The sequence below is a fragment of the Cohaesibacter marisflavi genome (assembly GCF_900115225.1).
Classification (GTDB): domain Bacteria; phylum Pseudomonadota; class Alphaproteobacteria; order Rhizobiales; family Cohaesibacteraceae; genus Cohaesibacter; species Cohaesibacter marisflavi.
Genome location: NZ_FOVR01000007.1, coordinates 137,603 through 161,620, shown reverse-complemented (window position 1 = coordinate 161,620; position 24,018 = coordinate 137,603). Strand labels below are relative to the sequence as shown.

At 54.5% G+C, this 24,018-nt stretch carries 20 protein-coding genes; 10 read left to right on the top strand and 10 right to left on the bottom strand.

The features are described 5' to 3' along the window. Positions 1–12: 12 nt before the first annotated feature. Positions 13–1,191 (bottom strand): tRNA 2-thiouridine(34) synthase MnmA, encoded by a 1,179-nt coding sequence (gene mnmA, locus BM258_RS14330; RefSeq protein WP_090073400.1) that lies wholly within the window; start codon positions 1,189–1,191, stop codon positions 13–15. A 307-nt stretch (positions 1,192–1,498) separates the two neighbouring features. Here mnmA and BM258_RS14325 point away from each other — a divergent pair, with 307 nt between their 5' ends. From BM258_RS14325 to flhA, 9 genes are all read left to right on the top strand, one after another. Then, on the top strand, positions 1,499–4,132 hold the full coding sequence (locus tag BM258_RS14325) for a flagellar hook-length control protein FliK (protein ID WP_090073398.1): 2,634 nt from the start codon (positions 1,499–1,501) through the stop codon (positions 4,130–4,132). Between the two features lie 22 nt (positions 4,133–4,154). Next, positions 4,155–4,826 (top strand): flagellar hook assembly protein FlgD, encoded by a 672-nt coding sequence (locus BM258_RS14320; protein ID WP_090073397.1) that lies wholly within the window; start codon positions 4,155–4,157, stop codon positions 4,824–4,826. 266 nt (positions 4,827–5,092) lie between these two features. Continuing rightward, entirely contained in the window at positions 5,093–5,365 is a 273-nt protein-coding gene (sciP, locus tag BM258_RS14315) for a CtrA inhibitor SciP (RefSeq protein WP_090073395.1), read from the top strand. Positions 5,366–5,680: 315 nt separating this feature from the next. Next, entirely contained in the window at positions 5,681–7,363 is a 1,683-nt protein-coding gene (gene fliF, locus BM258_RS14310; protein WP_319567988.1) for a flagellar basal-body MS-ring/collar protein FliF, read from the top strand. Positions 7,364–7,371: 8 nt separating this feature from the next. Further along, positions 7,372–8,433: a flagellar motor switch protein FliG gene (gene fliG, locus BM258_RS14305; protein ID WP_090073393.1), complete on the top strand. Its 1,062-nt coding sequence runs from the start codon at positions 7,372–7,374 to the stop codon at positions 8,431–8,433. Between the two features lie 109 nt (positions 8,434–8,542). Next, positions 8,543–9,511 (top strand): FliH/SctL family protein, encoded by a 969-nt coding sequence (locus BM258_RS14300; protein ID WP_090073391.1) that lies wholly within the window; start codon positions 8,543–8,545, stop codon positions 9,509–9,511. Further along, positions 9,508–9,849, top strand: a complete 342-nt coding sequence (fliN, locus tag BM258_RS14295) for a flagellar motor switch protein FliN (RefSeq protein WP_090073389.1) — start codon at positions 9,508–9,510, stop codon at positions 9,847–9,849. Before BM258_RS14300 ends, fliN begins: the two co-directional genes overlap by 4 nt. 14 nt (positions 9,850–9,863) lie before the next feature. Continuing rightward, the gene (flbD, locus tag BM258_RS14290) at positions 9,864–11,237 is read left to right on the top strand and encodes a sigma-54-dependent transcriptional regulator FlbD (RefSeq protein WP_090073387.1); all 1,374 of its coding nucleotides are present in this window, start codon (positions 9,864–9,866) and stop codon (positions 11,235–11,237) included. Between the two features lie 78 nt (positions 11,238–11,315). Continuing rightward, on the top strand, positions 11,316–13,481 hold the full coding sequence (flhA, locus tag BM258_RS14285) for a flagellar biosynthesis protein FlhA (RefSeq protein WP_280141773.1): 2,166 nt from the start codon (positions 11,316–11,318) through the stop codon (positions 13,479–13,481). 97 nt (positions 13,482–13,578) lie between these two features. Here flhA and BM258_RS14280 read toward each other — a convergent pair whose 3' ends face one another. The 4 genes from BM258_RS14280 to fliI all read right to left on the bottom strand — a co-directional run bounded on the left by BM258_RS14280 (position 13,579) and on the right by fliI (position 16,612). Continuing rightward, positions 13,579–14,013: a paraquat-inducible protein A gene (locus BM258_RS14280; RefSeq protein ID WP_090073383.1), complete on the bottom strand. Its 435-nt coding sequence runs from the start codon at positions 14,011–14,013 to the stop codon at positions 13,579–13,581. A gap of 84 nt (positions 14,014–14,097) precedes the next feature. Continuing rightward, on the bottom strand, positions 14,098–14,634 hold the full coding sequence (gene hemG, locus BM258_RS14275; protein WP_090073381.1) for a menaquinone-dependent protoporphyrinogen IX dehydrogenase: 537 nt from the start codon (positions 14,632–14,634) through the stop codon (positions 14,098–14,100). Between the two features lie 210 nt (positions 14,635–14,844). Continuing rightward, positions 14,845–15,258 (bottom strand): flagellar export protein FliJ, encoded by a 414-nt coding sequence (gene fliJ, locus BM258_RS14270; protein ID WP_090073380.1) that lies wholly within the window; start codon positions 15,256–15,258, stop codon positions 14,845–14,847. A gap of 13 nt (positions 15,259–15,271) precedes the next feature. Next, entirely contained in the window at positions 15,272–16,612 is a 1,341-nt protein-coding gene (gene fliI / locus BM258_RS14265) for a flagellar protein export ATPase FliI (protein ID WP_090073377.1), read from the bottom strand. A gap of 368 nt (positions 16,613–16,980) precedes the next feature. Here fliI and ctrA point away from each other — a divergent pair, with 368 nt between their 5' ends. After that, a complete protein-coding gene (gene ctrA / locus BM258_RS14260) occupies positions 16,981–17,682 on the top strand; it encodes a response regulator transcription factor CtrA (protein WP_090073375.1) in 702 nt (233 codons plus the stop codon). A 282-nt stretch (positions 17,683–17,964) separates the two neighbouring features. Here ctrA and BM258_RS14255 read toward each other — a convergent pair whose 3' ends face one another. From BM258_RS14255 to BM258_RS14235, 5 genes are read right to left on the bottom strand one after another with little or no spacing between them, the layout of a single operon-like run. Beyond that, entirely contained in the window at positions 17,965–18,936 is a 972-nt protein-coding gene (locus BM258_RS14255; protein ID WP_090073373.1) for a CheR family methyltransferase, read from the bottom strand. Continuing rightward, positions 18,933–20,174 carry a protein-glutamate methylesterase/protein-glutamine glutaminase gene (locus BM258_RS14250; protein WP_175528078.1) on the bottom strand — a complete coding sequence of 414 codons (1,242 nt, stop codon included), beginning with the start codon at positions 20,172–20,174 and terminating at the stop codon, positions 18,933–18,935. The genes BM258_RS14255 and BM258_RS14250 overlap by 4 nt, the downstream gene beginning before the upstream one ends. A 30-nt stretch (positions 20,175–20,204) precedes the next feature. Next, complete coding sequence (locus BM258_RS14245) at positions 20,205–20,570, bottom strand: response regulator (RefSeq protein WP_090073369.1); 366 nt, start codon at positions 20,568–20,570, stop codon at positions 20,205–20,207. A 37-nt stretch (positions 20,571–20,607) separates the two neighbouring features. Continuing rightward, on the bottom strand, positions 20,608–21,099 hold the full coding sequence (locus tag BM258_RS14240) for a chemotaxis protein CheW (RefSeq protein WP_090073368.1): 492 nt from the start codon (positions 21,097–21,099) through the stop codon (positions 20,608–20,610). Continuing rightward, positions 21,096–23,927: a hybrid sensor histidine kinase/response regulator gene (locus tag BM258_RS14235; protein WP_090073366.1), complete on the bottom strand. Its 2,832-nt coding sequence runs from the start codon at positions 23,925–23,927 to the stop codon at positions 21,096–21,098. Before BM258_RS14235 ends, BM258_RS14240 begins: the two co-directional genes overlap by 4 nt. Positions 23,928–24,018 lie beyond the last annotated feature (91 nt).

Below are 24,018 nucleotides of genomic sequence, written 5' to 3'. Positions count from 1 at the left end.
ATACCCAAAGCCCTACTCGGCGGCAGAAACGCCAATCGTTTCAGGAATGGCCAGCTCGGTTACGGTGCGATCAATCCAGCCGCCGCCCCAAAGCTGAGCTTCCTTGGCAAGGCCTTCATAGAAGACGCATGCCTGCCCCGGCGCAACCCCTTCTTCGCCATCGAGCAGTTCAACTTCGAACTCACCGTTGGGCAGAGCATAGAGCAAAGCTTCCTTGGGCGGACGGGTTGAGCGCACCTTGGCATAGATTTCAAGCCCGCTTTCGGGGAATTCGGCAAAGGTCTGTAGACCGAGCCAGTTGACATCGCGCAGCTTCAGCCGACGGGTAACCAGCGCTTCGCGCGGTCCGACAAGCACATGCTTCTGCTCCGGATCAAGCTTGACCACATAGAGCGGTCCGCCCCCATAGGAAACCCCAAGGCCGCGACGCTGACCGACGGTGTAATGAATGATCCCCTTGTGATCACCCAGCACCGTGCCATCGATATGCACGATCTTGCCTGGCTCGGCCGCCCCCGGATGCAGGCGTTCGATAATGTCGGTATATTTGCCCGTTGGCACGAAACAGATATCCTGACTGTCCTTCTTGTCCGCAACCACAAGCCCCAGCTCATGAGCGAGCTGGCGGGCTTCCGGCTTGGACATGCCGCCCAGCGGAAAGCGCAGGAAGTCGATCTGTTCCTGAGTGGTGGCAAACAGGAAATAGGTCTGGTCACGATCCTCATCGGAAGGGCGGAACAGCACCCGGCGGTTGCCCACCATCTTGGACGAAATATAGTGGCCGGTCGCCATGCAGTCGGCCCCGAACTCTTTGGCTGCTTCCAGAAGATCCTCGAATTTGACCGTCTGGTTGCAGGTCACGCACGGAACAGGCGTTTCGCCCGCCAGATAGCTTTCTGCAAAGCGATCAATCACCGCTTCCTTGAAGCGGCTTTCATAATCGAGCACATAATGGGGAATACCCAGATGTTCAGCCACGCGGCGCGCGTCCTGAATATCGGTTCCAGCGCAGCAGGCGCCAACACGGTGCATGGCCTTGCCATGATCATATAGCTGCATGGTCACGCCGATGACATCATAGCCCTGATGTTTCAAGAGCGCTGCAGTGACGGACGAGTCAACGCCGCCAGACATGGCAACAACAACACGGGTGTCTTCGGGGCGACCAGGCAAATCGAGACTGTTTAGCATCAATCGATCTTTCTCTTTTCCATTCGGCAGCAAGCTCTGGTCCTGCTTGTTGAGCTGCCGACACTAGTTTTAGCCCTTATATAGCGTCTTTTGGTCTGTTGAAAAGTATAAACTGGAAAAGACTGCAGATGCCACCCGGCATTTTTTGCCATAACCCGGCAAGTTTAGCCCCGATCTGTTGGGACACCCCCATCCAAAAAACCTTTCAGAATCGCACAAACAAGCCATTTTGGGCTCATTTCACCCCAGAAACAATTTGGCACAATTCTTGAATACATAGTTTCGTCAGTGTGTAGTGAGGTTGGTAATGGCTTCCCAGTATTCTTCAATTATGAACATGATTCCCGCTCCCAACGCCAAAAGTGCGTTCGGATCGCAAAGCAATTCGGGAAGCAAATCCAGCAGCACCTCAATCAGCTCTTCGGATGGCCTGTCTTCTTTTCAGAAACAGTTGAACGCAGAAAGAGCCAGAGGCGAGACCAGTACCCGACAAACGAACGATGCAGGCCAGAATGCCGCCTCCAAGGCTCCCGCCGCGACCGAGGCTCAAAACAAATCCAGTCAAAAAGCCGCTGCCAAGGCAGCTGCTGAAGAGAGCGCGGTTGCCAGCGCACAGCAAAAAGCCAACGGCAAGACAGCCAGCGATGATCGCACAGCTGCTGTAGATGAAACAGCCAGTGGCGGCAAAAGCTCAGACAAAAAGCCCGAAGCATCAGGCGATAGCAGCGCCGCTGCAAACTATGAGGTTCAATCTCCGCAGGACATCCTGCTGGCTGCCTCGGGCGCCCCTGCCGCAGCAGCTGGCGCGAGCAGCTCTGCTTCTGGGAATAGCACGGATGGAGTGGATGCCCTATCACGCCCCGCCGGTCCTTCAGCCACCCCGATGACGGGCGAAGCAGCTTCTGCCCAGCAGAATGTCGCGCAATCTGGCGGCCAAACGGCAAGCCAGTCGACAGGTCAGATGGCAGGTCAGATAGCCGGTCAGATGGCAGGTCAGGCAGCCGTATCAAATCAGACGCAAGGCGTAGCGGGATTGGCAGCAACCCCTGAAGCAGCAGGAACGACCGGACAGACGGCCGCGTCTGTGGCTGGCGAGACAGCATCGACAAGCAACAGCGCGGTCTCCAATGGAACACAAGCCGCTCGGACACCGTTGCTTGAGGGTGTGGAAGCAGGCGCGGCAAAGCCTGTAGATGGCCATGGCGCAAGCCCTGCAACGCAAACCACTTCCGGCTATGAAAGGGCCGTGAATGGCAATGGGCAGGTAGCCCAAACCAACTCTCAGTCTCAGGCAAATGCTCAAGCAGGACAGACCAACGCCGAGGCCAGTGCTGCGCAACAGGCCAGCGCTACAGCCTCTCAAGCTTCAGTGGCAGGAGGCATCCAAGGCTCTAACGCAGAAGATGCCGCCCAAAAGCCTGTATCACCCCAGCCTTCCGCTCAGTCCCAATCGACTGAAGCGCCAGATTCCGCTCGTCCAAATGCAAGTACCGGTCGCTCTGACGCAGCGACGCTGTCAGCACAGACAGTGAGCGGTAACGCCGCCGAAAGCCAGGCTGTGGCGAACAACGATAATCTTGCAACCTCAGGCGCAGCCAAAGACGCAGCCAACCAGTCAGCGAGCACCGCAGCAAATTCGGTAGCCGCCAAAGCCGATGGCACAAACGCAGCCAATCAGGCAGTGATCGATGGTACCCGAAGCAGCCAAGCCGCCGCATCGTCCCCTCAAACGGATGCCGAGCAGACATTGCCCGAGGTCGCTACGGCGATAAAGTCAGCGGATGGCAAGATCGTCACGGAAAAAGCCTCGCAAGACTCCCAGACAGCCCAGAATGCTTCTGGAGTACCCACCGAGACATTCAATGCTGATGGTAAAGACGCAAAAGCCGTCAACGCCCAATCTGCCGATCAGACCAAGGCAACCGCCAAGACTGCAGAAGCCGCAGCCCTTGCTGCAGAAGCCGCAGCCCTTGCTGCAGCAGCCAAGTCCGATGATGGGGCGCAGGACACGCAACAGAGCGCAAAACAAGCCGTTGCCGATCCGGCCAACACTCAGCAGCCCCAGATGGCAGCCACCTCTGAAGCTGGCCAGCAGGTCAACAAGGTTCAGGGCCGCGTTGAAGGAGCTCCACAACCAGCCAACGCCAATGCTGCTGCACCTGCCGCCAACCAGCCCAACAGTGTGGCAAGCACAGCCGACGCTCAGAACCAGACGGCCAATCAGGATGGCAACACATCTGAGGCCGATGCCAGCGCATCAAAATCCGAAGAGTCCAAGAATGCAGCCCGCAACGCGCCAAAGGGTGATGCCTTCTCAAAGATGATGGCTATGGCGGATGACAACTCCGTGCTGGCCAGCAACACGACCAACTCGTCAGATGTGGCCGGTTCATCAATCGCCGCAGCCAGTGCTTCGGTGCGCCTTACCGGCATGCACGGCATGATGACGGCAGGTCACACGCCGCAACAGATGAGCCTCGCCAACGCCAATGCGCTTGCCGTGGAAATCTCCAAATTCGTCAAGAAGGGAGAGACCCGCTTTGAAATCCGCCTCGATCCGGCAGATCTGGGCAAGATCGATGTGCGCATGACAATCGGCAATGATGGCAAAACCCATGCCCATCTGATCGTCGAACGGCCTGAGACACTGGACATGCTGTCCCGCGACCAGCGCTTTCTGGAACGCAGCCTGCAACAGAGCGGCCTGAACCTTCAGGATAAGGGTGGTCTGGAATATTCCCTGATGGATCAGGGCAATCAGGGGCAACAGGGCGGCCAGATGGCCGGGCAGGACCAGTCGGGGCAGGAGCCGAACTACTATTCCGACAGAGCCTCCTCGTCCGACCCTGTAGCGGACGGCGCTGCCTCTTCGCTTCAACAAGCCCAGCAACGCGCCGCACAGAATTATGCCGCGACGAGCGGCCTCAATTTGGTAATCTGACCCCGGTTTTGGAGTTTAGACGATGACCTCGATTGGATCGATCACATCGCAAGCCGTCACAAGCGCATCAGCGGACAGCTCGAGTCTCATTCAGAATTATGAGACTTTCCTGACTGTCCTGACGACGCAAATACAGCATCAAGACCCCATGGATCCGATGGATTCCAGCCAGTTCACCCAGCAGCTCGTGCAGTTTTCCGGCGTGGAACAGCAGATCAAGTCCAACGAACAGTTGGAAAATCTCGCCTCCATGATGACGTCGTCCAATGCGCTTGGTGTGCTCAATTTCGTCGGCACCACAGTCAAGGTCGATGGCTCCCAGAGCTATCTCAATGATTTTGGCAGCACGAGCTACAGCTTCAGCTCGGATGCAGCCGGAACGGCAGACATTTCCATCCGTACATTGGATGGCAACACCGTTTATACTACCAATGATGTGAACATTACCGAGGGCGAGCAAACCTTCACCTGGAACGGCACCGACAATTCCGGAAACCGTCTTCCCAAAGGCACCTATGTCATCCACTTCGATACCGCCAACGAAGACGGTGGCACCGAAGTGACGATTGATACGGATACGGTGGGCGTCGTCTCAGATGTCGATCTCTCATCCAGTGTGCCCATGTTGATGGTCAATGGACAGGCCATTCAGACATCGCAGATCAAGTCCGTTGGCATTGATCCCGACGCTTAAAAGACGCCAGACGAGCGCAATCTCCCCCTGTTTGACATGATTGCAATGTGCACGAAGCCGGGCCTTGGGCCCGGCGCGTTAACCATATTGCAACAAACTCGAATTCCGAAAAACACCGTCCAAAAGCCCGCGATCCCTGTCGTTTTGCAAGGACTGCTTCATATTGATAAAAACTATTACTAAAATCTATCCAGTGGCTTAGCTCTTTTTTAAAGGCATTGTCCTATTCTCAACTTCGATGAGGTCAGGTTGAGTGTGAGAGTACAATGACCGATCAAATACGTGCTAGAGTAAAATACGTCATCGGCCCTGATGGGAGTCCTTTGACTGTGGCTGATCTTCCTCCTGCCAATACCAGGCGTTGGGTTATCAGGCGCAAAGCGGAAGTTGTTGCTGCCGTTCGCGGTGGCCTGCTAAGCCTCGAAGAGGCTTGCCAGAAATATACCCTGACAGTTGAGGAATTCCTCAGTTGGCAGAGTTCCATCGATCAGCATGGACTGGCAGGTTTGAGAGCGACGCGGGTTCAACAGTATCGCTAGACATTTGCAGAGAGGGCTTCCTCTCTGTAGTGCATAAGAAAAGGTCGAGGGCTTTGTCCTCGGCCTTTTTTCTTTATTCTGCATCCTCGCCGCTTGACCAGGCTGCATTTGCCTTGAAATTCTAATCAGCACAATCACTTACAAGCACGACGCAAGCTGCTGCAACAGACGGCATCTATCAACATCCCACAGAAAATTCAGACATATACAGACAATTTCTCAGGAAATTTCCGTTAATTAACCCTTGCATAATGGGCCGTTAACCATTCGTTAACTAAACCCTTAACATGTTGTTAACTATCTCCTAGGAAAATATTGCCTAGTGATTTGGTACATCTCTGGAACGACAAGGCAACTGGTGTGAACGGTCTATTCGAATTTTTCAAAACGCTTGGCCCTGCCCGTCTGGCCGCTATGGGCGTGGTGACGGCTGTCTTGATCGGATTTTTCGCATTCATCATGATGCGGGTGACCGAACCTACGCTTTCCCCGCTTTATACAGACCTGTCCTTTGATGACTCCATTCAGATCACCAAACTGCTCGAAGCTCAAAATATCAAACATGAAATCCGCGACGAAGGCGCTGTCATCCTAGCACCAAAGGAAGACATCCTGAAGCTGCGCATGCAGTTGGCTGAGAGCGGTCTGCCAACGGGCGGCAATGTCGGCTATGAGATCTTTGACAAAAGCGAAACTCTGGGCACCACGAGTTTTGTGCAGAATGTCAACCATCTTCGGGCTCTTGAGGGCGAGCTTTCCCGCTCCATACGGACCATTCGCAACGTTCGTCAAGCGCGTGTTCATCTGGTCATTCCCAAAGACCAGCTTTTCAAACGCGACCAGAAGGAACCGACCGCATCCATCGCCGTCAAGCTGCAAGGCAATCTGAACACAGTACAGATTCAGGCCATCCAACATCTGGTTGGCTCGGCCGTTGAAGGTTTGAATCCGGAGAACGTGACCATCGTTGACGAGCGCGGCCGCCTTTTGGCATCCGGTCGCGGCAATGACGAAGGTTATCTTGCCGCTCATATGGAAGAACGTCAGGTGCAGATGGAAAGCCGTCTGCGCGATCAGGTGGATGACATCGTCTCCTCCGTCGTCGGCCAGGGCCGCGCCCGCATTGAAGTCTCCGCAGAGATGAACTTCAACAAGGTGACCGAAACCTCCGACATGTATGATCCGGACGGACAGGTCGTACGCTCCACCCAGACCCGCACAGAGAATGCCAATAGCCAGGATCGTGAAGTTGGTGGCGTGACAGTCGGCAATGAATTGCCAGATGCGAATGCCGATGAAAATCCCGCTGGCACACAAGAAAATTCAGCCACCACAGAAGAGCTGATCAACTACGAGATTTCGCGCAAGACGACCACTGAAGTCGTGCAGGGCGGACGCATCGAACGCCTGTCGGTCGCAGTGCTCGTGGACGGCACATACGAGAGAAACGAGAATGGTGAACTGGTCTATTCTCCAAGGAGCCCAGAACAGCTTGAACAGATCGCAACCCTCGTTCGTTCTGCCGTTGGCTATGACCAGACACGTGGTGACCGGGTTGAGGTGATCAACCTGCAATTCGCCGAAGGACCGCAAACGATCTTCGACGATACAGGCGATGAACTCTTTGCGTTTACCAAAGATGATTACATGCGCTTTACGGAACTCGGAGTCATGTTCATTATGACTCTACTCGTACTGCTCATGGTCGTCCGTCCGCTGATGAAACGCATGTTCGAAAAAGCAGACGAACAAAAAGACGACCTGGACGTCATCATCGGCCCGGATGGGGTAGCGATGATCCGAAGTGAAACAGGGGAATTGATCCCCGCGCCACTAAGAGAAGATGATCCGAAGCATCCGACCATGGAAGCCATCGAGCTGGCTCAGCTCCAGGGCGCTTTGCAGTCCGACACACTGGTCAAAGTTGGTGACCTCGTAAAAGAAAACCCAGAAGAAGCTGCCAAGATTATCCGTCTTTGGCTGCAAGACGCAGCGTGAGGTAAGCAATGCCGGCAACAGCCCTAACAAACATGGCAAACGCAAATGCGTCCGTGTCAACAGAACACGAAGAACGCGAGCTGAATGGCGCGGAAAAGGCTTCTATCATTCTGCTTGCGCTCGGAGATGAGCACGGCGGGCCGATCTGGAGTCGTCTTGATGATATCGAAATCAAACAGGTGTCCATTTCCATGTCGAAGCTGGGCGGCATTACGCCCAACATGCTGGACAATCTGATCATTGAATTCGTCTCGCGCCTATCCTCCAAGGGGGCCGTTACGGGCAACTTCGATTCAACCGAACGCCTGCTTGCGTCCTTCCTGCCTGAAGAGCGCGTGAACGCCATCATGGAAGAAATTCGCGGTCCAGCCGGTCGCAACATGTGGGAGAAATTGTCCAACGTTCAGGAGAATGTGCTCGCAAACTATCTCAAGAACGAATATCCGCAGACCGTCGCGGTGGTGCTGTCCAAAATCAAGTCCGATCATGCCGCAAAAGTGCTTTCCATCATGCCGGAAGATTTCGGCCTGGAAGTCATCAACCGCATGCTGTCAATGGAAGCTGTGCAGAAGGAAGTGCTGGAGAAAGTCGAACAGACCCTGCGCGTGGAATTCATGTCGAACCTGTCGACCACCCAACGCCGCGATGCACACGAAGTCATGGCCGACATCTTCAACAATTTCGACCGCCAGACCGAAGCACGCCTGTTGGCTGCTCTGGAAGAAGAAAACCGCGAGTCGGCGGAAAAGATCAAGCAGCTGATGTTCACCTTCGAAGATCTCAGCAAGCTGGATTCCACCGGCGTTCAGTCGCTGCTGCAGAATATCGAGAAGGACATTCTGGCCCTTGCCCTCAAGGGTGCCAACGAAACCATCAGAACCCTGTTCATGGACAACATGTCCCAGCGCGCTGGTGCCATGTTGCAGGAAGACATGGAAGGTATGGGTCCTGTTCGTCTGCGCGACGTCGACGAAGCGCAAGGCGCAATGGTCAACATGGCCAAGGATCTGGCCGCGCGCGGCGAAATCATGATCGCCAAAGGCAATGGTGAAGACGAGTTGGTCTACTAGGCCGTCCTTCTCGCTTAAAATAAAGCAAACCGGATCGGCATAGCGCCCCGCTTTGCAGAGAGACAACCGAAACCGCCGACAAATAGAAACGGCAAATTGGAACCAAAGAATGGCACAGGCAGCTCGTTATCTCTTCGATCTGGATTTTTCGGCCCCGCCGGAACCGGAAGTAGAGGAACAGATCGAGGAAATTCCGCCCGAACCGATGATCACGGTTGCCGAGCATGAGCGCCTGCTTGCCGAAGCGAAAGCCCAGGCCTTTGCCGAAGGGGAAGCCAAGGCCCGCGAAGATCGCGAGCAACTGGCAAGCGAGCAGAATCTGGCACTGGAAAAGCAGATCATCGAAGAAATTTCGATGGTCTACACCGAGGTCGGCCTGTTGATGCAACGTCTGGAGCGCGATGCGAGCAATCTGGCTTTCGCCTTCGCCTCCCGCTTTGCCGAACGGCTTGTTGCGCAGGAACCCAAAGGGGAAATCATGGGGCTTTTGAACCAGATTCTAGCCCCCTTGCGCAAAACGCCGCACATCTCGATCCGGCTTAATGATGCTGTTGCCGACGACATCAAGGTGGCGGTTGATGAGCAGATGGCCGAACTCGGCTTCACCGGCAAGCTGACCATTCTGCCCGATCCGGTTGTCATGCCCGGTGACTGCGAAGTTGAATGGGTCGATGGTGGCATTGGCAGAAACCTGCGTGCTGCCGTGCGTCAGGTCGAGCAACTGCTCGAAGACCATTTCTCTCATGTGTCCGAAGACCCGGAGCAGGATGAGGACGAAGACGACACGCCCGCAGAGGACGCCACGGCAAGCGACACTGAAGAGGCTGAAGAGAAGAACGAAGCATCGGCAGATGCAGAAGACCAAGAGACTGCGACAGCGGCGAACCCGACAGACAGCGAACAATCAGGCGCCCCTGTCAGCGAACTGGACCCGAATAGCCAGGAGTTGACACAACCCGCCGACGCCATGTCGGGTTCGCCAGCTGAAAGCACAGAGGCTGCACTCGATCAAGAGGTCATCAACATTGACACTGACACCGATGCAGCTCCCCCCACCGCAAAGGGAGAAAATGAATGAGCGATAATGAAGAAAATGAAGGCCTCACTTTGCAGGAACAAAACGCCAAGGCAATCGCCGATGCTGGCGCCGCAGAGGATGCAAACCAGAAGAACGCAGCCGATTTGGAAGCGGTCTTCGATGTTCCCGTGCAGGTTTCCGCCATTCTGGGGCGCGCCAAAATGCCCGTGAGCGACCTGCTCGAACTTGATGTCGGCAATGTGCTTGAGCTCGACCGCAAGGTCGGTGAAGCCGTCGATATTTATGTCAATTCACGCCTCGTTGCCCGTGGCGAAGTCGTACTCGTCGAGGAGAAGCTCGGCGTGACCATGACTGAAATCATCAAATCTGAAAAATAGGTTGGAAGAAAACGATGCGCCTGCTTATTACCGGTACCCTGAATGGCCAGCTTTCCCAGGCAACCAAAATTGCTCTGGACCGTGGAGCTCAGGTTTCCCACGCTGAAACCGCGCAAATGGCCGTAAGCCACCTGCGCGCTGGACGCGGTGCGGATTTGATGATGATCGACGTGAAACTCGACATCGCCAGCCTGATCCGGTCTCTGGAAGAGGAGCATATTACCATTCCGGTGATTGCCTGCGGCGTTGAAAATGATGCCCGCGCGGCAGTCAGCGCCATTCGGGCCGGTGCAAAGGAATATATTCCTCTTCCACCAGATCCGGAAATCATCGCTGCTGTTCTGGAAGCTGTTTCCAAGGATCAGGGCGATCTGATCCATCGTGATCCGGCCATGAACAATGTGGTACAGCTGGCCAACCAGATTGCCCCAAGCGACGCATCGGTCCTCATCACTGGTGAGAGCGGCACAGGTAAGGAAGTTCTTGCCCGCCACCTGCACCAGCATTCCCGCCGGGCAACAAAACCTTTTGTCTCTGTCAACTGTGCGGCCATTCCGGACAACCTCCTGGAATCCGAACTGTTCGGCCATGAAAAGGGCGCCTTCACCGGCGCAGTTGCCCGTCGTATCGGTAAGTTTGAAGAAGCAAATGGCGGCACCCTGCTGCTGGACGAGATTTCAGAAATGGATATCCGCCTGCAGGCAAAATTGCTGCGTGCCATTCAGGAACGTGTCATTGACCGGGTCGGCGGCACCAAGCCTGTACCGGTCGACATCCGCATTCTGGCGACCTCGAACCGCAATCTGTCAGACGAAGTACGTGCGGGCACCTTCCGCGAAGACCTTCTCTTCCGCCTCAACGTGATCAATCTGCAGATCCCGCCGCTGCGCGAACGCCCGCAGGATATCGATCTGCTGGCCGCTCATTTCGCGGACAAATATGCGCAAGCCAACGGCCTGCCCCAGCGCAAGCTGAGCACCGAATGCCACCGCCATTTGCACGCCAACAATTGGCCGGGCAACGTGCGTGAGCTGGAAAACACCATCCATCGCGCCGTGCTTCTGGCAACGGGCGTGGAAATCGGAGCCGAAGCCCTGCGCATGCCGGACGGCAGCCGCATGGATGACACCATCATCGGCATGGCCAGCGGACCGGCAGCACAAGCCGTTATCGCAGCAGAAGGGGTGACCCGCACGCTTGTTGGCCGCACCGTTGCTGAAGTAGAGCAGGACCTCATTCTGGATACGCTGGATCATTGCATTGGCAACCGCACCCATGCGGCCAACATTTTGGGCATCTCCATCCGCACCCTGCGCAACAAGCTCAAGCAATATTCCGACGAGGGTGTCGACATCCCTCAGCCGGGCGAAGCCAGACAAGCGGGATAAGTATCAAACTCCCGTTTGGAATTGCCGAGAATCAAGAGATAAATGCATAGACTATCCTTCGTGTGATGGACCCTCAAAATGAGTGATGCAGACGCAACAATGACGGCGGAACCAGCGAGCGCCACAGAAGCTCCGGCAGCCGACGGCCCTCGGGGACCGTCTCCGCTCGACCAGTTGGGCAATGTCATTACCTTCCTCAGGCAAGGTGATCTAGGGCTCGCCATCGGCGTCATGACCATTCTCGTGGTCATGATCCTGCCGTTGCCGTCTGCCTTCATGGATATGTTTCTGGCAATCTCCATCATCTTTTCCGTGCTCATTCTAATGACCTCGCTGTTCATCCGGGCCCCGCTGGAATTCTCGTCTTTCCCGACGATCCTGCTGGTCTCCACGATGTTGCGACTGGCGCTGAACCTTGCGTCCACCCGCCTCATTCTGGCCTATGGCCATGAAGGCCCCGGCGCGGCGGGCAATGTCATTCAGGCCTTCGGCAGTTTCGTGACCCGCGGCAACTTTGTCATCGGTGTCATCGTCTTTGCCATTCTGGTGACGGTGAACTTCGTGGTTATCACCAAGGGTTCTGGCCGTATCGCAGAGGTCGCCGCCCGTTTCACCCTCGATGCCATGCCCGGCAAGCAGATGGCCATTGATGCGGACCTTTCCGCAGGGCTCATCAATGAGGAAGAAGCCAAGACGCGCCGTAAGGACCTGTCTGACGAAAGCACCTTCTTCGGCGCCATGGACGGTGCCAGCAAGTTCGTGCGTGGTGACGCCATCGCCGGTCTCATCATCACCTTCATCAACGTGCTCGGCGGCATCATCATCGGCGTTGCTCAGATGGACATGGCCTTCACCGATGCGGCCCAGTCCTACACCCTGCTGACCATCGGCGACGGACTGGTTTCCCAGATTCCGGCGCTGATTGTCTCCACTGCGGCCGGTATTCTGGTCTCCAAGGCCGGTGTAAGTGGGTCTGCAGACAAGGCACTGGTCAATCAGCTTTCGGGCTATCCCAAAGCGCTGGGCATGTCATCGGCAGTGATGGTCGTCATGGCCTTCCTGCCCGGCATGCCGATCATCCCCTTCCTCACCCTTGGCGTTGGTGCAGGCTACCTTTCCTACAAGGCCAGCCAGAAGCACAAGCAACAGGCCCTCAAGGAAGTGATCGAGAAGAAGCAGCAAGAACTGAAGGAAGCCGAGCCTCCAAAGGAAGAGCCGATCAGTGAAGTGCTGAAAATGGACGAATTACGCCTCGAGCTCGGCTATGGCCTGATCAGCATGGCCAATGGCAATGCGTCTCAGGCACTCACTGACCAGATCAAAGCCCTGCGTCGACAGCTGGCCTCCGAAATGGGCTTCATCATGCCTGCGGTACGCATCATGGACAATGTCCAGCTGCAGGCCAATGATTATGTCCTCAAGGTCAAGGAAGTCGAAGTCGGGCGCGGCGTCGTCTATCCGAACCAGTTCATGACCATGGACCCGACCGGTGCCGATATCTCCCTGCCGGGCATCAAGACGCAGGAACCGACCTTCGGCCTGCCTGCAGTCTGGATTGACGGCTCCTTGCGTGAAGAGGCTGCGATTCTCGGCTTGACGGTAGTCGATCCGGCCACGGTCATTTCCACCCATCTGACAGAGATCATCAAGGCCAACATGGGCGAGCTGCTCTCCTATGCGGTCGTACAAGGTCTGCTGGACGAATTGCCTGCCGAGCAGAAAAAGCTTATCGACGACATCGTTCCCGGTCAGATCACCATCTCCGGCATTCAGCGCGTGCTTCAGTCCCTGCTGGCCGAGCGGATTTCCATCCGCGATCTGTCGGCAATTCTGGAAGGCGTCGCCGATGCCTCGGGCTTCACCCGCTCTATCCAGACCATGACCGAACATGTGCGTCGCCGTTTGTCTTTGCAGATTTGCGCTGCCAACCAAGCCCCCGGAGGCTATTTGCCCATCCTGACCCTTTCCCCCAAATGGGAACGGGAATTCAGCAACGCGCTCATTGGTGAAGGCGATGAGAAGCAGCTGGCAATGGCGCCTAGCAAATTGCAAGAGTTCGTAGGCCTCGTGCGCGATGGCTATGAAGATGCAGCACAGGTAGGGGAAATTCCGGTGCTGTTAACCTCTCCAGCCATCCGGCCCTATGTCCGCTCCATCATCGAACGCTTCCGGGCTCACACCACGGTTCTGAGCCAGAATGAGGTCCATACGCGGGTCCGTCTTAAGACTGTTGGGTCAATTTGACACAGCGGGCTAAAATGGATAATCAAGGCTGCGGCTTTTTGCGAAAGGGCCACTTAACAAAAGGCCGCAAAAAGTAACCATTGGGGCCTTTTGACGGCTATTTCCGGACCATCACAGAGGCGATCACAGAGGCCAGCGTGGCCGCACCATAGAACCAGATTCCGGGCATCGCCGAGGCCGTTGCAAGGCCACTGGTCTTGGCTGAAAAGATGACCAGGGCCACGAGCAGCACGTCCATCATGGACCATTTGCTCACCACGGAAAGCACGGCCAGCGAACGGGATCTTTTGCCCCTGTAAACGGCAACATGCAGCAGCAAGATCTTGGTTGCGGGCAGAAGCACCGAAAAGGCCAGAATCACCAGTGCCAGAATCCGCTCGTCCTGCTCCCAGAGCCCTGCAATGATGGTTCTGAGCGATGGGGTTTCTGTAAAGAAAAGCAGCTTGTCGAGAGAAACCAGCGGCAATGTGAGGCCCAAGCCGAAAGAAAAGGCAGCGATCGCCAGCAGGATTGGCAGAAGGAAAGATCTCACAAACAGGCTCCCGACATCAAGAAACTGAACACATGAAGCTTTAAACGCGCGAAATGCACCCGAGGCTCCTGCACTCAAATTCCCTTATACAAGCTGGGAGATCTCTTCGGCCAGCTCTTTTACCTGATCCCAGTCTGTAAACTCGACCGTCACGCTCGGATCGGTCGGCCCCTTGGTGATCCGCATAATCAGCTGGATCATGAAGCGATCAAAAAAGCGATAGCTGGGATAATCAAGTTTTCCGGCGATGGCCCGCACGATTCGCGGTTCAAGCGGATGGCGCTTGAGCCATTTCTGCAAATAGACGCTATGCTCAATGGTCCGCTTATGTGGTTTGCGGGCCGTAAGATTGACCGACAGCATGACAAGCGGTTTCTTGCACAGCTTATCCCCATATGTCGAAAGAAAGCGCTCCGCAGGCTTGAGATGGAAGCCATAACGGATTGCTGCAAGCACAATCACCAGATCAGCCTCCTCGATATCAGAGGCTGACACAGCAGTGTCCCTGAGATCAAACAGAGTGACCCGATGGGCTGAACTGGTAAGATGACTGGAAAGCGTGTGGGCGATTTTGTTCGTCTGGCCATCCTGGCTAACGAAGAAAAGAGCGATTTTTGCCATTAGAAAACTGCTGCTTATGTGATCAATGCAGCAACAGCTTTACCCGATATCCCGGCAAGAGACCACCGCTCGAAAGGCCCATATGTGACAAAGTCACAAATAGGGTTCGGATTTGCCAATGGATGGTGGCAAATCCGAAAAGGAGTATACAAGAGCGCACGAGCCCGACAGAAAGCGGGCCCAAAGCTCCTGAAACCAGATTCGTCAGGACTAGTGCCCGCGGCGATGGCCAATCATCGCAAAATCATCAAGTTCATCCTGCTCGGCCTGATCTCTGGCGGCCTGCTCACGATGATGATCGCGCTCTTCAAGCATTTCGACCTTTTTCATCTCAGCGACAGCTTCACGCAGTTGGTCCTGCGCCCGTTCCAGCTGTTCGTTGAGGTCATCGATCGAAACCTGAAGGTTTTCCTTGCGTTGAATAGCAGCTTTCGCGAAGGTTGGATAAGCAAAGTGAGCGATATCACTGATGCCGGCCTTTTCCTCCTCGAACGCAATTTGCGCATCGAGATCACGGATCATGCCTTCGAACTCAGTGACCATCAGTTCAATCTGCCCGACCTGACGACGTTTCTCATCGACTTGAAACCGTTTCAGGCGAATAAGACTTTCACGCGACTTCATTACTCAATACTCCTTAAAGCCCCGAATTACCCGTTGCGGTCTGCGTTCCCAAAATGGACTGTAACGCTTGGTATCCCTCTTCGATGCTGGTGGCCTCCCCCTTGTTTTGCGTCAGGAAGGTTTCCAGTGGTTCATGAAGAGCGATAGCCAAATCCACATTTGGATCGCTTCCCTGTTTATAGGCTCCCAACCGGATCAACTCTTCCATATCCGAATAGGTCGCCATAAATTGCCGAGCCTTGAGCACATCAGGCCAGAAGGCCGGATCGGCAGCCTTGGGGAGAGTACGCGAAACAGATTTCAAAATGTTTATCGCCGGGTACCTTCCCCTCTCAGCAATGGCCCTTTCCATAACGATATGTCCATCCAGAATACCACGAACAGCATCCGCTACGGGCTCATTGTGATTATCACCTTCCACCAAAACAGTAAAAAGACCTGTAACGGCACCCTCATTTTTTTCGCCCGGCCCCGCTCTTTCCAACAATTTAGGCAATTCTGCGAAAACTGTGGGGGTATATCCCTTGGAAGTCGGAGGTTCACCGGCCGCCAGACCGATTTCGCGCTGTGCCTGGGCAAAGCGTGTCACCGAATCCATCATGCAGAGAACCTGTTTGCCCTGTTTGCGGAAAAACTCGGAAAGAGCCAGCGTCAGATAGGCCGCTTGTCTGCGCATCAACGCCATTTCATCTGACGTGGCAACCACAACGATCGAGCGTTTGAGGCCCTCTTCGCCCAGATCATCCTCGACAAATTCCTGCACCTCACGTCCACGTTCACCGATCAGGCCGATAATATTGACCTCGGAACTGGCATTGCGTGCCAACATCGAGAGCAAAACCGACTTACCAACACCCGAGCCGGCAAAGATACCCATGCGCTGGCCCTCACAAAGCGTGACAAAGGTGTTGAGTGCCCGCACCCCAAGATCCATAGGGCCACCTACGCGCATGCGCTTGTGCGCAGCTGGAGGCTTTCCGCGCAGGGATACGGTGTCATGCCCGCGCCCCAAAGGCCCCTTGCCATCAATCGGCTCGCCAAAGGCATTGATCATGCGCCCCAGCCAGCCTTTCGTCGGACGCACGACCGCTGGCCCATGCAACTCTGCCCGGCTACCCAGGCGAATCCCATCCAACTCCGAATAGGGCAGACAGAGAGCCCGATCTGAGGAAAACCCCACCACTTCACATTTGATCGGCTCGCGTCCATCCACATGGATATGCAACATGGAGCCCACGCTCATTTCGAAGAGCGGCCCCACCACTTCCACCAGATGGCCCTGAATCGACGCAACCCGGCCAAAGGAATGCCGCGGGTTTATGTCCTCCAGTTTACTGATCAGTTCCTGTACCATTGCCAAGCCTTTAATAATTCTTTTCCATGGTAATGATTCGTTTACCCGATTGGTTAATTATTATCTCTAGTGGGTTTGCTAGGGAAATTCTTCCTAGTAGGTCAAAACCGACAACGCCAGATACAGAGTATCACTTAATAATTTTTCTTAATGTGAAACTTTACGTCTGGTACTGGGAACAATTTTCCTAGGATTCAATGGGATATCACTTTTCTTTGTGAAGTTCCAACGTCAGGCTTGCGCAGTGGAATCAGTATTTGTTAACCATTATGTACTAGCCTCGGAATCTGGGTTAAAAATTTGGTTCTTGTCGGCTGCGACCCTGCAGATTGCTCCGAGCCCAGAATAGGCAAACAAAGAGGATTGGCATGCGCGTTTTGCTAATTGAAGACGACGGCGCCACAGCACAGAGCATCGAGTTGATGCTTAAGTCTGAAAGCTTCAATGTCTACACAACCGATCTCGGTGAAGAAGGCATTGACCTTGGTAAGCTGTACGACTACGACATTATTCTACTGGACTTGAACCTGCCGGATATGAGCGGTTACGAGGTACTTCGTACTCTGCGCGTTTCCAAGGTGAAAACTCCGATTCTTATCCTTTCCGGTCTGGCCGGCATTGAGGACAAGGTTCGTGGGCTAGGCTTCGGTGCAGATGACTATATGACCAAGCCATTCCACAAGGATGAGCTGGTAGCCCGTATTCATGCGATCGTAAGACGCTCGAAGGGCCATGCACAGTCTGTTATCACGACTGGCGAGTTGACCGTAAACCTCGACACCAAGACTGTCGAAGTGGAAGGCCAGCGCGTTCATCTGACAGGCAAAGAATACCAGATGCTTGAGCTTCTCAGCTTGCGCAAGGGAACGACCCTCACCAAAGAGATGTTCCTGAACCATCTATATGGTGGCATGGATGAACCAGAGTTGAAAATTATCGACGTGTTCATCTGTAAACTGCGCAAAAAGCTCGCAACAGCGACCGGCGGGCGCAACTATATCGAAACCGTATGGGGCCGTGGCTATGTGCTGCGCGAACCTGACGAAGAGGGTATGAGAGAAAGCGCCTGAAAAGACACTGATGACTGATTAGGCCCGGCCGCCAAATGCCGGGTTATCGATCAGTATTGCAATCCACATCCTCTTTAGAAAAAGCCGCCTCTTACGGGCGGCTTTTTCTTTGGCACAATCGTCCCTATTCACTTTGGTTCTTTTCCGGTTTCTTTGGCTTAAGCTAGGGGCCCCTGCCAATAAAGCCAGGAAGCCACTTGGATCACACAAAGAAAAACCGCCCTGATGCCTATCAGAGCGGTTTCTTTTTCTATAGCGAAGGGAATTTTCCGCTGCGTCTGGTTATTTGCGTCCACCGGGTATGCTGGACAGTCTCGAGGACGAAAACACGGAAGGCTTCGCAACGGTTTGCCCCGCTCCCAAGGCACGAGACCCAAAATTGCTTTGGGCACTCTGTCCAACGGCAATCTTTGGTTGCGTCGGGCTGGCGGTTTTCCCTGCTGCACCACGAGCGTTGCAATAGAGCCCTCGTTTGCCGGGCACTGCCTGAAAGGCGTCTGTCAGGCCAACTACGGTTTCGGCAGCCCCCAGAAGCAAGTAGCCATCATCAGGCATTTGCTTGGCCAGCCGCTGCATGATGTCTGTCTTTGTTGCCTGATCAAAATAGATCAGCACATTTCGGCAAAAGATGACATCGAATTGCCCCATGGCGGAGAAACTCTCCAGCAAATTGAAAGGCTTGTACGTAACCATAGACCGGATTTCCGGTGCAATCTGCCACATTTCCCCATGCTGTGTGAAATATTTCAACAGCAGCTGTACAGGCAGACCGCGTTGCACTTCAAACTGGCTGTAAAATCCGGCCTTCGCCTTTTCCAACACCTCGTGAGAAATGTCGGTTGCGATGATTTCAAAGCTCAGCCCACCCAATTTCGACGCATTTTCCTTGAGGCTCATGGCCAGAGAATAGGGTTCCTGCCCTGTGGAAGCGGCAGCACACCAAATGCGCACACGGCCCCGTTTACGGGTTTCAACCAGATGCGGAACAATCGTATCAACGAAATGCTCGAAGGGTGTTTTATCACGAAAGAAGAAGGACTCATTGGTGGTCATCGCTTCGACGACAGCCGTCTGCAATGTGCGATCGCCAAACCCTTTCAGCTTGCCAATCAGTTCGCTGATGGTTTGCAATCCGGCCTTGCGTGCGATCGGCATCAAGCGGCTCTCAATGAGATACTGCTTGTCATTCGAGAGCACCAACCCTGATTTTTCCTTCAAGAAGCCCTGCAAGAAAGAATATTCCTGTGGCGTCATGTCCGCTCCCCCCTAAATACACGCATTACTTTGGAGCCAATCTGATTGAGCGGTATGACGGCAGCGCAGACACCAGCCTGTGCGGCGGCTCCTGGCATGCCCCAAACAACACTGCTTGCTTCATCTTGAGCTAATATACTGCCACCGGCATCAACAATGTGGCGAGCGCCTGCAGCGCCATCATGGCCCATACCGGTCAGAATGACACCGAGAGCGGCTGCACCATAGACCTGAGCAGCACTTTCGAAAAATGGATCAACTGCTGGCTTGCAGAAATTCACCGGCGGCCCATCGGTGAGCCTGATAACAGCCTGGCCGGCCTGTTTGGTCAATTCCATATGCTTGCCACCAGGGGCAACATAGATATGCCCGTTCTGCACCACCTCTCCATCCTGCGCTTCCGCTGAAGGCATTCCGGAAGCCCGGGCCAAATGATCGGCTAGAATGGCCGTAAAGGTCGCCGGCATGTGCTGGGTGATCAGAATTGGCGCCGAACGCATTTGTGGCCCGATTTCCTGAAGCAGCTTTTCAAGAGCCTGTGGCCCACCAGTAGAGCTGCCAATCAACAACGCACGAGGGCGAGCAGACCCCATCTTGCGCAGCATGATCCCGTTTGGACCCGCAACAGTCCCTACTGGAGCCGAAGCAGCCGTTGCAGTCGCAGGCTTGCGTCCAGCGGCAGTATCGGCAGCAAGGGCCTGTCGGCTTTGCTGTGCGCGTGCGGTCGGTGCTGCGCCTAGACGGCCAGCCGTAGCACGCGATGCACGAAACTGCGCAGGGCCATCCTCAACAGCGCCGCCAATAGCCTTGATCTTGGCCAGCAGCTCTGTGCGGAATTCACGGGATGTGGTGATCTGGCTGTTCGATTCCGGCTTGGGCACGTAATCGGTAGCGCCCAGCGAAAGCGCACGCAAACTGATTTCGGCGTTACGACGGGTTAGCGTCGAAGCCATCAGAATTCTCGCTTTTGAGTAGTTTTTCAAAAGCAGAGGCAGCGCAGTGAGCCCGTCCATGTCGGGCATTTCGATGTCCAGAACAACGATATCAGGTTTTGACTTGGCGATATCCTCAACAGCCAAACGGCCATTGCGATGCGATCCAACCAGTTCAAGCGCCGGATCCTCGCTGACCCACCGACTAATCAAACCACGAATGACAACAGAGTCATCGACTACCATCACTTTCACTTGTCGTGAAGGAGATTTCGCAACAGTAGCCTCAGCGGACATCAGACCCATATTAAAAACTCACACAAGAGGAAAACTGACTTAAATCAGACCGACTTCTTGAAGCTTGGCTTCCACGATGTCGCGGTCAAACGGTTTCATAATATACTCGTTTGCCCCAGCACGGATCGCCTTTGCTATGTGCGCAACATCATTTTCAGTGGTACAGAAGATAACCTTCGGATTTGCTCCGCCTTCCAGTTTGCGAAGCTCCATAAGAAAATCCAGACCGTCCATGACAGGCATATTCCAGTCAAGCAGCACGGCATCAGGCATTTGAGCCGCACAGCTCTCAAGAGCTTCCTTGCCATCTTCCGCCTCGAAGATCTCGAAGTCGAGATCTTCAAGAATGCGACGAGCAACTTTTCTGATCACACTGGAGTCATCAACTACCAGACACGTTTTCATATTCTTTGTCTCCAAAGGTACCGCCGAGCGGGATCAACTAGGCAGCAACGCCCGTTGTAACCATATCGCCCAGAACACGATCAACATCGAGAATAACCATGAGTTCCCTGTCCAAGCGATGCACGCCAGCTGCAATGTCAGCCCAGCGGGAATCAAGATTGCTTGGCACGGCCTCACGGCTCGTCTCGCTCAAATCCAGAACCTCCCCAACGCTATCGATAATCAGGCCGTAGGATTCCTCCTTGAACTCGATTCCGATAGCCATCATGCTTCCCTCATGTTCATGAGGGGGCAGACCAAGACGCTTGCGCATATCAATTGCCGTCACGATCCGTCCACGGAGGTTCAGCACACCGGCAATTTCCACCTGAGACAGAGGAACGCGGGTAACAGATTCGGGAACGAAAACGTCGTGAACGCGGTTGATTGGCAAGCCAAACAGCTGGCCGGAGATGAAGATCGTCACATACTGGATAGTTTCATTGACGCTGTCATCTTCCAGCTCTGGTGTCATATGATGGTTGCTCATGCTGCAACTCCCAATTCAATGCGTTGTTCCTTCAGAGAGGCAATGAGGCCAGGACGGTCAAACTTGGCAACATAGTCATTGAAGCCAGCCTGACGACCGCGCTCGATAGCAGCCGGCGTGCACAGCGATGACAGGGCGATAATTGGAATATCGCGGGTCGCTGGCTGACGGCGGATTGCCTCGCAAAGCTCGAAGCCGTTCATTTCGGGCATTTCGATATCCGATACGACGATCTCGTAGCTCGGGTCTCTCTCAAGAACAGACAGAGCCTCTGAACCGGACGAACAAATCGTCACTTCATAACCGGCCGCTTTCAACACTGGGCCGAGCATGTTACGGAAGAAGCTGGAGTCATCAACAAACAGCAGTTTCTTGGTCAGAAGATCCTCGTCACTCATTTCCTTGCGATGGAACCAGTCCTCGAAAGCCTGTGGCAAGAAGTGCCCCACATCGATGATCTCGGTTGCCTTGCCCTTGATCACTGCCGTACCAAGAATGCCCGGAACTTCTGAGGACACCTCGATATTGAGCTGTTCGTCGACAATATCGACGATTTCATCTACCACCAGACCCATGGAGCGCCCTGCATCAGAGAAGACCAGCATCGGCTGGGATCCTTCGGTGCGACGCTGCACGAAGTCGTTGACCTGAACCAGCGGCATCAGGCTGCCTCGATACTGAACCATGTCGCGACCATTGGAGAATTCGATCTGTTCGATTTCGAATTCTTCCAGACGCGTGACCAGTGAAAGCGGCACAGCTTTCGGTTCTGGCGAACCGGCGCGGAAGATGAGCAGCGAAACAGTATTCTGTTCCTCTGGCAGCGCTTCTTTTTCTGCAGCTTCAGTGCTGGCTTCCACATCGGTGCCAACATGGCTACCGAAGGCCTGAGCCACACCATTGGGATCAAGGATCATGATCACGGAACCATCACCCAGAATGGTGTTACCGGAGAACATGGTCAGGTGGCGCAGCATGGTCGCCATAGGTTTGACCACGATTTCCTCAGTATGGAAGACAGCATCCACAACAACGCCGAAGGTCTGGGCACCAACCTGCATGACGACAATAAAGCCATTGTCATCCAGTTCGATATCGTTGGTCTCGCCCTTGTTATCAATGCCAAGCAGGTTGCTCAAATGGATGAGCGGCAGCAGCTTGTTGCGCAAGCGCAGCACCGGCGTATCCTTGATCCGTTCGATCTTGTGCTCGGAATTATTCTGGACACGAACCAGCTCTACAACGGAGAGCTGCGGGATCGCAAAACGATCACCCGATGCCTCGACCAGCAATGTGGAAACGATGGCCAGCGTCAGTGGGATCTTGATGGAGAAGGTCGACCCCTTGCCCGGAATGGACTTCAGATCAACGGACCCACCGATCAGTTCGATGTTGTTGCGAACAACGTCCATGCCGACACCGCGACCGGACACGTTGGTCACTTTCTCGGCAGTAGAGAAGCCAGCCGCAAAGATGAACTTGTTGATCTGCTGTTCGGACATTTTGTCCAGCTCAGCTTCAGTCGCAAGCTCATTCTTGAGGATCTTTTCCTTGACCTTCTCGGTGTTGATACCGCGCCCGTCATCGGAAATGTCGATGATGATATGCCCGCCTTCATGATAAGCGGAAAGGGTCACAGTGCCCTTGGCCGGCTTGCCCATGGCAACACGTTCTTCACCATTCTCCAGACCATGGTCGGCAGAGTTGCGGACCATGTGGGTCAGGGGATCTTTGATCAGTTCTAGAACCTGGCGGTCAAGTTCAGTATCCTGACCGATCATGACCAGATCGATTTCCTTGTGCAGGTCGTTGGCCAGATCGCGAACGATACGTGGCAGTTTCTGCCAGGCGTTACCGATTGGCTGCATACGGGTCTTCATGACCCCTTCCTGCAGTTCAACGGTGACGTTGGAGAGACGCTGCAACGGAACCTTGAATTCGGAATCTTCATGACGGCGCACGATTTCGAGCAACTGGTTGCGGGTCAGCACCAGCTCGGAAACCATGGTCATGAGATGTTCGAGCGTTTCGACATTCACGCGGATGGACTGATGTGCCCCGCCGCCCGATTTCTGCTCTTTCTCGGCTTTGGGCTCTTCTTTTTTCTTTTTGGCCACAGGCGCCTTTTCGGCAGGAGCCTTGGTCGTTGGCACCTTGCCTAGACGTTTCTGCGCAGCAGCATCGGCAACGGCAGCTTCGGCAGCTTCCTTTGCGCTCTGGGCTACGTCGAAATCTTCTGGACCGTCGGCCTCGCGGAAAGCGCGTTCCAACTCATCCAGAGAAACCTCACCGGCCTTGAGCTCACGCTCCAGAACCTGATAAACTTCGTGAGCGGGTTCGCCTTCGGATGGCGCTTCTGCTGCCGGGGTTTCTTCAGCAACGTCTGCTGCGGGCGCTTCAGCGCCGCCGCCACTGGCCTGATCCACCACAGAGGTTCCCTGCCCGGCCCACTTTCCTACGCCAGACAAGCGATCCAACTGATCAATGAGATCATCATCAGAGCCTTCTGGTTCCGCCTCATTCGCCTCCAGCTCTCCGACGATCTCCTTAATTCGATCAAGCGAGACAAGAATGATGGAAACAGCTTCTCCTGTCACAGGAGCCCCGTCTCGGAACTTGCCCATCAAGGTCTCGGCGGCATGCGCAAGGCTTTCTAGTCTTGGAAGCCCCAAGAAACCGCAAGTCCCTTTGATAGTATGTACGAGACGAAAGATGTTATCGAGGATCTGAGCATTATTTGGCTCTTGCTCAAATTTGACAAGCTCAACGTCTACAACGTCAAGGCTTTCATTCGTTTCCTCGATAAATTCACGTAAAAGATCATCCATGGCCTAAAACCCTGATTCTTGGCGGAAACCGGTCCGAATAGACAGTTATTCCGCTTCAGTCTCGGGCCAAAGCGTTAATTTAAGCTGAAGC